At 70.6% G+C, this 13668-nt stretch carries 12 protein-coding genes; 9 read left to right on the forward strand and 3 right to left on the reverse strand.

What is annotated here, in order from left to right:
- Positions 1–25: 25 nt before the first annotated feature.
- From AABM36_RS07360 to AABM36_RS07385, 6 genes are all read left to right on the forward strand, one after another.
- On the forward strand, positions 26–409 hold the full coding sequence (locus AABM36_RS07360) for a hypothetical protein (protein WP_423445552.1): 384 nt from the start codon (positions 26–28) through the stop codon (positions 407–409).
- Positions 390–728: a Sec-independent protein translocase subunit TatA gene (tatA, locus tag AABM36_RS07365; RefSeq protein ID WP_423445554.1), complete on the forward strand. Its 339-nt coding sequence runs from the start codon at positions 390–392 to the stop codon at positions 726–728. The genes AABM36_RS07360 and tatA overlap by 20 nt, the downstream gene beginning before the upstream one ends.
- A 109-nt stretch (positions 729–837) precedes the next feature.
- On the forward strand, positions 838–1749 hold the full coding sequence (gene tatC, locus AABM36_RS07370; RefSeq protein WP_423445556.1) for a twin-arginine translocase subunit TatC: 912 nt from the start codon (positions 838–840) through the stop codon (positions 1747–1749).
- Positions 1750–1810: 61 nt separating this feature from the next.
- A complete protein-coding gene (locus tag AABM36_RS07375; protein WP_423445558.1) occupies positions 1811–4636 on the forward strand; it encodes a DEAD/DEAH box helicase in 2826 nt (941 codons plus the stop codon).
- Between the two features lie 49 nt (positions 4637–4685).
- Positions 4686–6005, forward strand: a complete 1320-nt coding sequence (locus tag AABM36_RS07380) for a hypothetical protein (RefSeq protein ID WP_423445560.1) — start codon at positions 4686–4688, stop codon at positions 6003–6005.
- A 189-nt stretch (positions 6006–6194) separates the two neighbouring features.
- Positions 6195–6935, forward strand: a complete 741-nt coding sequence (locus AABM36_RS07385; protein ID WP_423445561.1) for a polyprenol monophosphomannose synthase — start codon at positions 6195–6197, stop codon at positions 6933–6935.
- 226 nt (positions 6936–7161) lie between these two features.
- Here the strand turns inward: AABM36_RS07385 and AABM36_RS07390 are convergent, their stop codons facing one another.
- The 3 genes from AABM36_RS07390 to AABM36_RS07400 form a co-directional block, all read right to left on the reverse strand.
- Complete coding sequence (locus tag AABM36_RS07390; RefSeq protein ID WP_019310634.1) at positions 7162–7497, reverse strand: RNA polymerase-binding protein RbpA; 336 nt, start codon at positions 7495–7497, stop codon at positions 7162–7164.
- A gap of 111 nt (positions 7498–7608) precedes the next feature.
- Positions 7609–8793, reverse strand: coding sequence for an SPFH domain-containing protein (locus AABM36_RS07395; RefSeq protein WP_423445564.1), 1185 nt, complete (start codon positions 8791–8793; stop codon positions 7609–7611).
- 98 nt (positions 8794–8891) lie between these two features.
- Positions 8892–9386, reverse strand: a complete 495-nt coding sequence (locus tag AABM36_RS07400) for an NfeD family protein (RefSeq protein ID WP_423445566.1) — start codon at positions 9384–9386, stop codon at positions 8892–8894.
- A 326-nt stretch (positions 9387–9712) separates the two neighbouring features.
- Here AABM36_RS07400 and AABM36_RS07405 point away from each other — a divergent pair, with 326 nt between their 5' ends.
- The 3 genes from AABM36_RS07405 (at position 9713) to AABM36_RS07415 (ending at position 13604) form a co-directional block, all read left to right on the forward strand.
- Positions 9713–10645 (forward strand): PRC and DUF2382 domain-containing protein, encoded by a 933-nt coding sequence (locus AABM36_RS07405; protein WP_423445568.1) that lies wholly within the window; start codon positions 9713–9715, stop codon positions 10643–10645.
- Between the two features lie 254 nt (positions 10646–10899).
- Entirely contained in the window at positions 10900–13032 is a 2133-nt protein-coding gene (gene thrS, locus AABM36_RS07410) for a threonine--tRNA ligase (protein ID WP_423445570.1), read from the forward strand.
- On the forward strand, positions 13029–13604 hold the full coding sequence (locus AABM36_RS07415) for an HIT family protein (protein ID WP_423445572.1): 576 nt from the start codon (positions 13029–13031) through the stop codon (positions 13602–13604). Before thrS ends, AABM36_RS07415 begins: the two co-directional genes overlap by 4 nt.
- Positions 13605–13668 lie beyond the last annotated feature (64 nt).

Below are 13668 nucleotides of genomic sequence, written 5' to 3' on the forward strand. Positions count from 1 at the left end.
CACCGGGGTGCCTATACTGGGGAGCATGCTCTGGTGGATGTGGATCGTGCTGTGGACCGTGGTGGTCCTGGCCAGCGCCGCATTCGTCGCAGGACTGCTCTACCGGTTGCTCACGCGGCACGTGGTGCCCACCCTGGACGAGCTGGAACGCAGCGCCTCCGAGTTCTCGGAGCACTGGAACTCCGCCTCCCAGGGCCAGCCCGCGCCGTTGCGCGCACCCGCACCACCCGCCATGTTCACCCCGGTGAACGACACCCGCGCCGCGTACCGCAGCGGCCGGGACCAACGACAGACGGCTCGCCTCATCCGCCGGATGCAGCGCAAGGACGCCCAGGGACTGCCACAGCGCTACCGGGACGTCCTGCGAGCCGAACAGAAAGGACTCCGCCATGTTCGGTCGTCTGGCTGACAGCCCCATTACCATCATCCTGATCCTCGTGGTCGTCCTGCTCCTCTTCGGTGCGCCCAAGCTCCCCGGGATGGCGCGCAGCCTGGGCCAGTCCATGCGCATCTTCAAGTCCGAGGTCAAGGAGATGAAGAAGGACGGCGACCCGAACGTGACCGTCAACGGCCAGCCCGCCGCGGACGGCCAGCCCGTGGCCGGCACTCCGGCCCAGCAGGCCGCTCCCTCGCAGCCGCAGGCTCCCGCCCAGCCGGCCGCACCGGTCCAGCCGCAGCCCACCCAGCAGGCGCCCGTGGTGGACCAGAACCAGCGGCCCACCGCCTGAGGCGCAGCCTCGCAGGTCACGGGGCCGGGCCGCACGGCTCGGCCCCGTGTGCATGACCAGAACGCTTCGGCAGCCCGGGTGGACGGCCCGGCAGAAAAGGCAGGGACCCATGTCCAGCACGGACTCCGAGACCCCGGCACGCGCGGCGCGTCCGTCGCGCCGTGACCGCCGCAAGGTCACGTCCCGGCGGCACAACCCCCAGGCCCAGATGGCCCTCAAGGAGCACCTGCGGGAGTTCCGCAACCGGCTGTTCAAGTCCGCGGCGGCCACCGTGGTGGGGGCCGTCCTCGGCTTCATGGTGTACGAGCCGTTCATGCGGTACATCACGGAGCCGCTGCAACGCCTCGCCGAGTCCGGGCGCACCGCCACCATCAACTACTCGTCGGTGGGCGGCTCCTTCAACACCATGGTCGAGGTCTCCATCGTGCTGGGGCTGATCATCGCCTCACCCGTGTGGCTCTACCAGCTGTGGGCGTTCATCACCCCGGCGCTGCACCAGAAGGAGCGCCGCTACGCCCTGGGGTTCCTGGCGGCGGCCATCCCCCTGTTCCTGGGCGGCTGCGCGATCGCCATCATCACCCTGCCCACCGCGGTCTACGCCCTCACGGCGTTCACCCCTGAAGGCGGCGCCAACTTCGTGGAGGCCGGAACCTACCTGCGGTTCTTCCTCCAGCTCATCCTCACGTTCGGCATCTCGTGCGTGATCCCGGTCCTGCTGGTGGGCCTCAACATGATGAGCCTGCTCTCCGGGCGCTCCGTGATCAGGTCCTGGCGGATCGTGGTGGTGATCGTGCTCGTGATCGCGGCCATGGCGGCACCGGGGCCGGACCCCATCACCATGGTGTACCTGGCCGTGCCGCTGCTCGCGCTGTTCTTCGTGGCCGCCGGACTGTGCCTCTACCTGGACCGGCGCAAGGTCAAGCGTCAGGCGCGGCAGGCCGAGGCCACGGGGGCGAGCGCCGACCGCGGCACCTCCGCGGAGGAGCTGCGCTCCCTGGGCAGCACCGCCGTCGAGGGCTGAGAGCTCCCACGGCTCCCGCTCCCGCCGCAAGGGTGTCGGGGTCACCGCGTAGGCTGGGGCCATGTCTTCCCCCGCCGACCGGTACACGGCCGCCAAGGCTCGCGCGGCCCACGCCAGCACCGAACTCTCGGCCTTCGAGCACACCCTGGACTTCGAACTGGATCCGTTCCAGCTCCAGGGGTGCAGGGCCCTCGAGGAAGGGCGGGGCGTGCTCGTGGCCGCACCCACGGGTGCGGGCAAGACCGTGGTGGGGGAGTTCGCCATCCACCTGGCCCTGCAGCAGGGGAAGAAGGCGTTCTACACCACGCCCATCAAGGCGCTGAGCAACCAGAAGTTCCACGAGTTCTCCCGCCGCTGGGGCTCCGAGCGCGTGGGCCTGCTCACCGGGGACACCTCCGTGAACTCCGAGGCGGACGTGGTGGTCATGACCACCGAGGTGCTGCGCAACATGCTCTACGGCGGCTCGGCCACGCTCAGCAACCTGGGCTTCGTGGTCATGGACGAGGTCCACTACCTCGCGGACCGCTTCCGGGGTGCCGTGTGGGAAGAGGTCATCATCCACCTCCCCGAGCACGTGCAGCTGGTGTCGCTGTCCGCCACGGTCTCCAACGCCGAGGAGTTCGGCGCGTGGCTGGACGATGTCCGCGGCAGCACGGACGTGGTGGTCTCAGAGCACCGCCCGGTCCCGCTGTGGCAGCACGTGCAGGTGGGCCCGCAGCTGATGGATCTGTTCGTCGACGACACCACGGTGGAGGAGGCCGCCCAGCGCCACTCGGACAAGAACCGGGACGAGCCCGCGGTGAACCCCGAGCTGCTGCGGCTCTTCCGCACCCAGCACCCCCGCGGCGGCCGTTCCGGGGGCCGGGGCCCGGGACACCGCAACCGCCGTCGCGGCGGGCACCGGCAGGAGCCGCGCACCGGCCGTCAGGACCGGATCTCGCGCCCGCACCTGCTGCGCCGGCTGGACGCGGAGGCGCTGCTGCCCGCCATCACCTTCATCTTCTCCCGTGCCGGGTGCGACGCCGCCGTGGGCCAGTGCGTGGCCGCGGACCTGTGGCTCACCACGCCCCAGGAGCAGCGCACCATCAAGGCCTACGCGGCGGAGGCCACCGCCCACATGTCCACCGCGGACCTCGCGGCCCTCAACTACGAGGACTGGTACCACGGGCTGATCCGCGGTGTCTCCGCCCACCACGCCGGCATGCTGCCGGTGTTCAAGGAAGTGGTGGAGCAGCTGTTCTCGGAGGGGCTGATCAAGGCCGTCTTCGCCACCGAGACCCTGGCGCTGGGGATCAACATGCCCGCCCGCTCCGTGGTGCTCGAGCGGCTGGACAAGTTCAACGGCGAGGCCCGCGTGGACATCACCCCGGGGGAGTACACCCAGCTCACGGGTCGCGCCGGTCGGCGGGGGATCGACGTCGAGGGCCACGCCGTGGTGCTGTGGCGCGACGGCATGAACCCCCAGTCCGTCGCGGGGCTCGCCTCCACCCGGACCTACCCCCTGAACTCGAGCTTCCGTCCCACGTACAACATGTCCACCAACCTGATCGCGCGCTACGGCACCAAGCGCTCGCGCTCGATCCTGGAGACCTCGTTCGCCCAGTTCCAGGCCGACCGCTCCGTGGTGGGCATCGCCCGGCGTGTGCGCTCCCAGGAGAAGACCCTGACGGCCTACCGCGAGGCCATGGACTGCCACCTGGGGGACTTCGGGGAGTACGCCGCGCTGCGCCGCGAGCTCGCCGCCGAGGAGAAGTCCGCGAGCAGGTCCCGCACCGCACGGGAGCGCAACGACGCCGCGGTGGCCCTGCAGGACCTGCTGCCGGGCGACGTGATCGACATCCCCCAGGGCCGCAATGCGGGCTGGGCCGTGGTGCTGCGGGCGGACGCCCACCCGTTCGACCCCCGGCCGCACATCCTCACGGTGGACGGCAAGCTGCGACGCGTGGGCGTCAACGACCTCGACGGCTCCCTGCAGCCCGAGTCCCGGATCCGGATCCCCAAGAACTTCTCGGGCAAGTCGCCCCAGGAGCGCAAGGACCTCGCCTCCACGGTGCGGGCCGCACTGCGCGAGCACCGCCCCGCCCGGACCGGTTCCGGGGGCCACTCCATCCGGTTCGACCGCGGGACCTCCGCGCGGGACCACCGCATCGAGGACCTGCGGCGCCGGCTGCGCGCCCACCCGTGCCACGGCTGCTCGGACCGGGAGAACCATGCTCGCTGGGCCGAGCGTGCGTGGAAGCTGGAGCGGGAGACCGAGGGTCTGCGCCGGCAGATCGCCGGGCGAACGGGCAGCATCGCAGCAACGTTCGACCGGGTGTGCGCGGTGCTCTCGCACTTCGCGTACCTCCGGGAGGACGAGTCCGGTCAGCTGCAGCCCACCGCGGCGGGAGAGCAGCTGCGGCGCCTGTACGGCGAGCGTGACCTGCTGCTCGCGCTCGCCCTGCGGGACGGATTCCTGGACGGGCTCGACGCCTCCGGACTCGCCGGGGTCATGACGGCCCTGGTGTACCAGCCCCGGCGAGAGGACCAGGGGGCACGCCCCCAGCTGCCCACCGCCCACATGGACGCCGCCGTTCAAACCCTGCTGAACAACTGGTCCGTGCTCTCCGCCCAGGAGGCCGAGCACCGGCTGCCCGTCACCGCGGCCCCCGAGCTGGGACTCGCGGAGGCCATGTACCGGTGGGCCCGGGGCGCGACCCTCACGCGGACCCTCACGGGCACCGACCTCGCGGCCGGTGACTTCGTCCGCTGGGCCAAACAGACCATCGACGTCCTGGACCAGCTGCGAGGCGTCCACGGGCTGGACCCCGTGCTGCGGGACACGGCCCACGAGGCCATCGAGTCCGTGCGCCGCGGCGTGGTCGAGTACAGCGTCTTCGAACAGTAACCAGCGTCCGGCGCCGGGCCACCCTCCGCGCCGTTCCGAAGGGAATCACGTGACCGCACCACAACCCCGTACCCGTGTCTGGACCAACGGCTCGGTGTACTCGCCGGCGGACCCGTTCGCCACCGCCATCCTGATCTCCGGTCCCACCGTGGCGTGGGTCGGTTCCGACGACGCCGCCCGGGCCATGGCGGGCCCGGACGCCACCCCGGGGGACCTGAGGGCGGCCGTGGTCACCCCGGCGTTCGTGGGGCACCACCGCGTCCCACCGCTGGAGCGAGACACGTCCGGCGTGGACGACCGGGGGGAGGACACCGGAGGTGCTGCCGCGCAGGGCAGTGACGGTCGGAACGGAGCCGATGGTGCTACCGGCGCGGGTGGACCGGCCCGCCCTGCTTCCGAGGGCGCCCCGGCCCTTCCAGCTGCCGAGGGCATCCCGGACCCGCACGCACTGCCCCGGGCCTGCCAGGGCTACGGAGCCGTGGAGCTCGTGAGCTGCGATCTCCGCGCACTGGACCAGGCTGCGGCACGCGTCACGGCCGACGGGGCCCGGCCCCTGCCCATCCTGGTCAGGGCAGCCTCGTCGCAGGAGGACCTCGATCCCTCCACCCTGCCCTCGTCCTCACTCGGCTTCGACGCCGCGGCCCAGGACGACACGGACTCGTTGCGCGCCGCCGCTCGGGAGCACCTCGTGGCCTGCACACGTGCCGGGCTGCAGGCGGTTCTCGTTCTCCCGTCCTGCCCCGGGCCGGTGGAGTCCCCGGGGGAGATGGCGGCGAGCGAGGCGGCGTCGTCGGCCGGGGCGCGCGTGGACGCACTGCTGGACGCGGCCGCCGAGGCACAGGAGAGCACGGGACAGCGGGCCTTCCGGGCACGCGGGCACCGTCTCGTGGGGGTGGGAGCACTCGACGACGTACAGTGCGAACGGCTCGCGACCCTGGGCCTCGCGGTGTCCTGCCACGCCGGGGTGGCGCCCCTGCGCGAACTCTCCCGCGCGGGGGTGCCCGTGACGCTGATGACGGACGCGGCGAACCCCTGGTCCGCCGTGAAGGCCGCTCTGGAGGCACCCCACGAGCGGCTGCGGACCTCGGCGCGGGCCGCGTTCCTCGCGCTGACCCGGGGCGCCTGGCGCGTCCAGCCGGGGGAGACCCCGCTGGCGGGGCAGCTCGCGCCGGGATCGGAGGCGACCCTCGCGGTCTGGGACGCGGAGTCCGTGATGGTGCAGCAGGCCCAGGGAACCGGGTCCTCGTGGAGCACGGATCCGCGGGCGCGCACACCCGTGCTGCCCGCGCTCGACGACGCCCGGCTGCCCCGGTGCGAGGCCACGGTGGTCGCCGGGGCCCTGGTGAGCGGGGACGAGCCGCGCCCCTGAGAAAGGGGGGTGCCGTGTTGGCCCTGACCTCCCCTGAGGTTAGACTGAGTTCTTACTGCCGGGTGGGTCCATCCGTCCTTAGAAAACAGAGATCGACCTCGTGTCCTCTCTGGTCCGAAGGCGGATGGGCCTGCCCAGTGGTCTGTCCGGGCCCGGTGCCCGGCTACCTGCGGCATGAAAGGACGCCCGGTGCGAGTTCTCACCATCATTCCCACGTACAACGAACGTGAGTCGTTGCCCACGGTCATCACGCGGCTGCGAGCGGCGGTGCCGGACGCCCACGTCCTGATCGCGGACGACAACAGCCCCGACGGCACCGGGGACCTCGCGGACTCCCTCGCAGCGCGGGACGCCAACATCCACGTGCTGCACCGTGCCCGCAAGGAGGGCCTGGGTCCGGCGTACCTCGCCGGCTTCGCGTGGGGGCTGGAGCACGGCTTCGACGTGCTCGTGGAGATGGACGCGGACTGCTCCCACCAGCCCGAGCAGCTCCCGCTGCTGCTGGACGCGGTCGAGCGCGGCGCGGACATGGCCATCGGCTCCCGCTACGTCCCCGGAGGGCGCACCGAGAACTGGCCGCTGCAGCGCCAGCTGATCTCCCGCGGCGGAAACTTGTACTCGCGGATCCTGCTGGGCACCGGCATCCACGACATCACGGGCGGCTTCCGCGCCTACCGCGACACCACCCTGCGTGCCCTGGACCTGGACTCCGTGCGATCACGCGGCTACTGCTTCCAGATCGACCTCGGCTGGCGTGCCGAGCGCCTGGGGTTCAGGATCGTGGAGGTGCCCATCACGTTCGTGGAGCGTGAGGAGGGTGTGTCCAAGATGAGCAACGACGTCACCATCGAGGCGGCCACGAACGTGGCGAAGTGGGGGCTCACCGCCCGCGCGCAGACGCTCGCCCGCAAGCTCGGCCGCCGCGGCTGAGGACTCCCGGTCAGCGCGCCGGTCATCTGACCAGTGCGCGGACCACGTCTCCGCCCGGTCTCCTCGGCTCCACACGAACGGGCGAGGACGCGGCCGTGACGGTCTGCTCCGCGCTCCGTCTCCCGCGCCGATCCTGTGCTGCCGAGTCGGACTGCGCCGTGGCCTGACATGAACGACTGTGGCCCCCGTCGGAGGACGGGGGCCACAGTCGTGCACGGGTGCCGGCTCAGAGCGCGTGCTGCTCCTTGTAGAACTCCAGGCGCTGCTGGAGCGTCTCCTCCAGCTCCTCCACGCTGCGTCGCTCGAGCAGCATGTCCCAGTGCGAGCGCTGGTGCTTCTCGTTGGGGTTCTCCGGCTTCTCACCGTTGACCAGGATGGCCTCCTGGCCAGTCTTGGTGGTCCACACCGGCGGGATCTCGGCCTCGGCGGCGAACATCACGGAGACGGACTCGCCGTCCGCCGTGCGGTACTCCACGCGCTGGCGCGGGGCGGGCTCCACACCGGCTTCGGTCTCCATGGACTGGGAACCCAGGCGCATGCCTCGTAGGCTGCGATCACTCACGCAACGATCCTTCCTGACGAACGGACATCCGACCGGCTGAGACCTCCGCGAGCGCGCGGTCCCGGGGCCGGATCGACTTCTTCACGAGCCACAACCGCTGGACCGTCCGATTCATTCCCCGGCGCGCGGATCCTCGGGGGATTCGGGCTGCGCGTGGCGGGCCGTGGAACCCGGCTGCTGGTCCGACGGGGAGTCGGAGGCCGGGGTCTCACCCACGTGCGGGTCCCGTGCCTGCTCGGCAATGGGGGAGGCGTAGCGGGAGTCGGGCATCTCGAACTCGCTGGGGTCGGTGAGGGTGAGATCGGGCTCGAGGTCCTCCTCCGTGACCTTCACGGTCTCGTGCGCCACGATCGGCTCCTCCTGCCGCGCGCTGTGGGCGGCGGCGTTCTCCTCCTCCCAGGCGTCGTCCTCGGGAGAGTCCGAGGCTCCCGGGTTGAGGTAGGAGCCCACGCCGCGCAGGGCGGTGCTGAGCTCGGCGGGGATCATCCAGACCTTGTTGGCCGTGCCTTCCGCCACCTTGGGCAGCGTCTGGATGTACTGGTAGGCCAGAAGCTTCTGGGTGGGCTTGGCGCGGTGGATCGAGTCGAACACCTTGGCGATGGCCTGGGCCTCGCCATCCGCGCGCAGGATGGCGGCCTTCGCGTCGCCCTCGGCGGAGAGGACGGCGGCCTGGCGCTCACCCTCGGCGGTGAGGATCTGGGACTGCTTCTCGCCCTCGGCCGTGAGGATCGCGGCGCGGCGGTCGCGCTCGGCGCGCATCTGCTTCTCCATGGAATCCTGGATGGACGGCGGGGGAGTGATCTCCTTGATGTCCACTCGGGAGATCCTGATGCCCCAGCGCCCCGTGGTGGAGTCCAGGACCCCGCGCAGCTCCGCGTTGATCTTGTCGCGGGAGGTCAGGGTCTCCTCGAGGTTCAGCCCGCCCACCACGTTGCGCAGGGTGGCACTCGTGAGCTCGTCCACGGCCTGGATGTAGTTGGTGATCTCGTAGGTGGCGGCCCGCGGATCGGTGACCTGGAAGTACACCACGGTGTCGATGCCCACCACCAGGTTGTCCTCGGTGATCACGGACTGTGCCGGGAACGGGACCACCTGCTCGCGCAGGTCGATCAGGGGCAGCAGCCGGTCGATGAACGGGATCAGGAAGTGCAGCCCCGGATTGAGGGTGGACTGGTACTTGCCCAGCCGCTCCACGATGCCGGCGCGGGACTGCGGAACGATCCGCACCGCCTTGATCAGGGCGATGACCGCGGCGAGCACCACCACGATCAGCAAAATGAGGATGACGATTGACATGATGTCCTTTCGGTGGGGGCTCGAGCGTGTCAGCGGGCAGCCTGTTCGCGAGAGCTGCGCGCTCACGGGCCCGGCCGGGCCGTGGTGAGGCAGTGGCCCTAGCGGTAGGTGCCGCGCTCGCCGTCGGCACCCGGTGCGTGGGCCGGGGCCACGTCCGAGACCACGGCAGTGGCACCGTCGATGCGGTAGACGAACACCTCGCGGCCCTCCGGCAGGGACGATCCCGCGGACGAGCGGGCCGTCCAGACGTCCCCCTCCAGCCGGACCAGTCCGCTGTGCTGCGTGACGGGCTCGAGGACGGTGGCCGGCAACCCGATGAGCCGGTCGGTGTTGGACCGCGTGGTGGGTGTGGAGCGGTTGAGGCGGCGCAGCGCGATGGGGCGGATGACGAAGATGAGCAGCACCGAGACGACCGCGAAGAGCACCACCTGGACGGTGAAGCTGTCCACCACGAGACTCACGCCGGCGGTCACGAGGGCCGCGAGGGACATCATCAGGAACAGGAAGTCCAGGGTGAGCATCTCGATGGCCGCCAGGGCCAGCATGATGATCAGCCAGAAGATCCATGGATTGGTGACCAGTGCATCCCACACGTCGGAGCTCCGTCCTCTGTTGCGCTGCCGTTTCCGTGTGAATCGCCCGAACGGTTCCGGGGAACTCACACCAGTTGGTCCTGCCCATTGTGCCCCACAGCACCCCGGCGACCCCGCAGGCGCTGTCCGCCCGGCTCGGCCACCACAGGTGCGCCGCGCGCACGCGCAGCGGCGCGCCGGTTTTTCCGTGAGAGAAATCGGTAGCGCAGTGTGCTGATGGCCGTAATATGTGTCACGAAGCCAGACCGCACACCCACTGCGGGTGCGGCGGCCTCCGGTGCACAACCCGTGCGCCGGCAGCAGAGACTTACTGAGGAGTTAATGCGATGTCCACGTTCGACGTGAATGCAATTCTGTCCAGCACGGCCTACGGCTCCGACGGCGACAAGATCGGCAAGGTCGAGCAGGTGTTCCTGGACGACAACTCCGGCGAGCCCACCTTCCTGACCGTGAACACCGGTCTGTTCGGCGCCAAGGAGAACTTCGTTCCCGTGAAGGGCGCCCGTCAGGACGGCGACCGCGTGGTCCTTCCCTACACCAAGGACGTCATCAAGGACGCTCCGAAGGTCGACGCGGACCAGCACCTGTCCCCCGCTGAGGAGGAGGAGCTGTACCGCTACTACGAGATGAACTACGACGACGGCCGCACCACGGGCACCGACCGTGACCGCAACGCCGCCGCCGCTGGCACCGCCGGTGTGGCCGGCGCCGCCGCCGGTGACCGTCACGCGAACGCCGACCGCGACGTCGCCGACCGTGACCGTCTCGCTGCGGACCGTGACCGCGACCTCGCCGACCGCGACCGCGCCGGTGTGGACCAGGACCGCCACGTGGCCGCCGGTGAGAACGCCTCCGTGACCCGTCACGAGGAGCGCCTCAACGTGGGCACCCAGGAGCGCGAGGCCGGCCACGCCCGTCTGCGCAAGTACGTCGTGACCGATCACGAGACGGTTGACGTCCCGGTCGAGCGCGAAGAGGTCACCGTGGAGCGGACCCCGCTCAACGGCACCGAGGCCCACGCGGGCACCGGCCGGATCGGCGAGGAAGAGGTGGACGTGACTCTGCACGAGGAGCGCCCCGTCGTCGAGAAGGAAGCCGTGGCCGTCGAGGAGGTCGGGCTGAACAAGCAGACCGTCCGCGAGACCCAGCGCGTCGAGGCCGACGTCCAGAAGGAACAGGTCGACGTGGAGACCGATGTCGACCGTGACGGCCTGGGCCGTGACGACCTCGGCCGCAACGGCGAGGCTCCCCGCCGCTGAAGCCGTCCGCGCGAGTGACCTCGCGTGAGCACTGAAGGGTGTGCCCCGGGCTCCGGCTCGAGGCACACCCTTCGTCGTGCCCGCGGCGCAAGCGCGTGAGCGGCCTCACCATCCCCCCGCAGGGCGCGCCGCCCCGTGCCGTTCGCGGCAGGTGGGCGGTAGCATCGGGGAGGTCACGGGCGTGCACGGCACGTCCGTGGGACGCGCGCCCCCGGTACGGGCGGGCACACACAGACCTGACGAGGAGACACACCATGACGGATGCCCCAGCACTGCAGCTCACCGTGGACGGCCAGCCCCGCACCACGGAGCCGGGGACCACTGCCGCCGAGCTCTACGCCGAGCAGCGGGACGTGGTGGTGGCGCACGTCAACGGTGTCCTCAAGGACCTCTCCACGCCCCTGCAGGACGGGGACGTCGTGGAACGGGTGCTGGTGAGCGATCCCGAGGGGCTCGAGGTGCTGCGCCACTCCACGGCGCACGTGATGGCGCAGGCGGTGCAGGGGCTGCGTCCGGACGCCAAACTGGGCATCGGCCCGTACATCACGGACGGCTTCTACTTCGACTTCGACGTCGCTGAGCCGTTCACCCCTGAGGACCTCAAGCAGCTCGAGAAGTCGATGCTGAAGATCGTCAACAGGAACCAGATCTTCCGCCGCCGCACGGTCACCGAGGACGAGGCGCGCGCTGAGATGGCCGACGAGCCCTACAAGCTCGAGCTCATCGACCTGGCCGGCGGGCCGGGCTCCGGTGCCGTGGAGGAGTCCGCCGAGGGCGCCTCCGTGGAGGTGGGCGGAGGCGAGCTCACGGTCTACGACAACGTGGACCGCAAGAGCGGGGACGTGGTGTGGCGCGACCTCTGCCGCGGCCCGCACCTGCCGGACACCAAGCACATCGGCAACGGTTACGCGCTCATGCGCTCCGCCGCCGCGTACTGGCGCGGCAACCAGGAGAACCAGCAGCTGCAGCGGATCTACGGCACGGCCTGGCCCTCCAAGGACGAGCTGAAGGCCTACAAGGAGCGTCTGGCCGAGGCCGAGCGCCGCGACCACCGCAAGCTGGGCGTGGAGCTGGACCTCTTCTCCTTCCCGGACGAACTGGGCTCCGGCCTGCCCGTGTTCCATCCCAAGGGCGGGATCATCCGCAAGGAGATGGAGGACTACTCGCGCGAGCGCCACGCCCGCGCCGGGTACGAGTTCGTCTACACCCCGCACATCACCAAGGGTCACCTGTACGAGGTCTCGGGACACCTGGACTGGTACCGCGACGGGATGTTCCCTCCCATGCACGTGGACGAGGAACGGGACCCGGAGACGGGCGAGCTGACCAAGCCGGGCCAGGACTACTACCTCAAGCCCATGAACTGCCCCATGCACAACCTGATCTTCCGCTCCCGCGGGCGGTCCTACCGTGAGCTGCCGCTGCGGCTGTTCGAGTTCGGCGCGGTGTACCGCTACGAGAAGTCCGGGGTGATCCACGGACTCACGCGCGTGCGCGGCATGACCCAGGACGACGCCCACATCTACTGCACCCGCGAGCAGATGAAGGGCGAGCTGACGAACACCCTGAACTTCGTGCTGTCCCTGCTCAAGGACTACGGCATGGAGGACTTCTACCTGGAGCTCTCCACCAAGGACCCGAACAAGTTCGTGGGCTCGGACGAGATCTGGGACGAGGCCACCCGCACACTGCGGGAGGTGGCGCAGGACTCCGGGCTGGAGCTGGTTCCTGACCCTGCGGGCGCCGCGTTCTACGGTCCCAAGATCTCCGTGCAGGCCCGGGACGCGATCGGGCGCACGTGGCAGATGTCCACCATCCAGCTGGACTTCAACCTGCCCGAGCGCTTCGACCTGGAGTACCAGGCCTCGGACGGCACCCGGCAGCGGCCCGTGATGATCCATCGAGCGCTGTTCGGCTCCGTGGAGCGCTTCATGGGCGTGCTCACGGAGCACTACGCGGGCGCGTTCCCGGCGTGGCTGGCTCCCGTGCAGGTGCGGGCCATCCCGGTGGCCGAGGCGTTCAACGACTACCTGGACGAGTTCGCCCAGTCCCTGCGCGAGCGCGGGATCCGGGTGGAGGTGGACACCTCCTCCGACCGGTTCCCCAAGAAGATCCGCACGGCGTCCAAGGACAAGATCCCGTTCGTGCTCATCGCCGGCGGGGAGGACGCCGAGGCGGGCACCGTGTCCTTCCGCTTCCGTGACGGCTCCCAGCACAACGGCGTGAGCCAGGCCGACGCCGTGGAGCTCATCACCCGCCACGTGGCCTCACGCTCCAACGAGGACCCCACGGCCCCGGCCGAGGAGGTCGAGGTGGACGCCACCGTGGTCAAGGAGCCGGCCGCGGCGGCGTCGTCGGAGCAGACCCGGGCGCCGGAGCAGCCGTGACCGGGCGGGGCGCCGCGGCGCCGGACGGGGACGGTGTGATCCGGGACGAGTTCGAGGTCCCGGGGGTCCCGGACAGCTTCCAGCGGCTGTGGACCCCGCACCGGCTCGCGTACGTGCGGGGGGAGGACACCTCGGTGGAGCAGCCGCCGGGATGCCCGTTCTGCACCGCGCCGCAGCGCTGCGACGAGGACTCGCTGATCGTCCACCGCGGTGAGCACTGCTTCGTGGTGCTCAACCTGTTCCCGTACAACCCCGGCCACGTGCTGGTGTGCCCGTACCGGCACGTGGCGGACCTGGACGAGCTCACGGACGACGAGCTGTGGGAGCTCAACACCTTGACCCGCACGGCGGTGCGCGTGATCCGGGAGGTCGCGAGTCCCGCGGCGTTCAACGTGGGGCTCAACCTGGGCTCCGCGGCGGGCGGGTCGCTCGCCGCCCACCTGCACCAGCACGTGGTGCCCCGGTGGACCGGTGACGCCAACTTCATGCCCGTGCTCGCGCAGACCAAACCGCTGATCCAGACCCTGGGGGCCACGCGCGAGGACATCGCCGCGGCCTGGCCCGGGGACTGACGGCCGCGGGCCCACCGGTCCGCGACCGCGGGTGCGTGCACCCGTTCACCACCCGGGTGCCCGC

Source organism: Kocuria sp. KSNUG, assembly GCF_049532735.1.
GTDB classification, from domain to species: Bacteria; Actinomycetota; Actinomycetes; order Actinomycetales; family Micrococcaceae; genus Kocuria; species Kocuria rhizophila.

What these genes read in the sequence shown, in the direction of transcription:
- AABM36_RS07360 (WP_423445552.1), top strand. Translation starts at nt 26, where the DNA reads ATGCTCTGGTGGATGTGGATCGTGCTGTGGACCGTGGTGGTCCTGGCC.
- tatA (WP_423445554.1), top strand. Translation starts at nt 390, where the DNA reads ATGTTCGGTCGTCTGGCTGACAGCCCCATTACCATCATCCTGATCCTC.
- AABM36_RS07405 (WP_423445568.1), top strand. Translation starts at nt 9,713, where the DNA reads ATGTCCACGTTCGACGTGAATGCAATTCTGTCCAGCACGGCCTACGGC.
- AABM36_RS07395 (WP_423445564.1), bottom strand. Translation starts at nt 8,793, where the DNA reads ATGTCAATCGTCATCCTCATTTTGCTGATCGTGGTGGTGCTCGCCGCG.
- tatC (WP_423445556.1), top strand. Translation starts at nt 838, where the DNA reads ATGTCCAGCACGGACTCCGAGACCCCGGCACGCGCGGCGCGTCCGTCG.
- thrS (WP_423445570.1), top strand. Translation starts at nt 10,900, where the DNA reads ATGACGGATGCCCCAGCACTGCAGCTCACCGTGGACGGCCAGCCCCGC.
- AABM36_RS07375 (WP_423445558.1), top strand. Translation starts at nt 1,811, where the DNA reads ATGTCTTCCCCCGCCGACCGGTACACGGCCGCCAAGGCTCGCGCGGCC.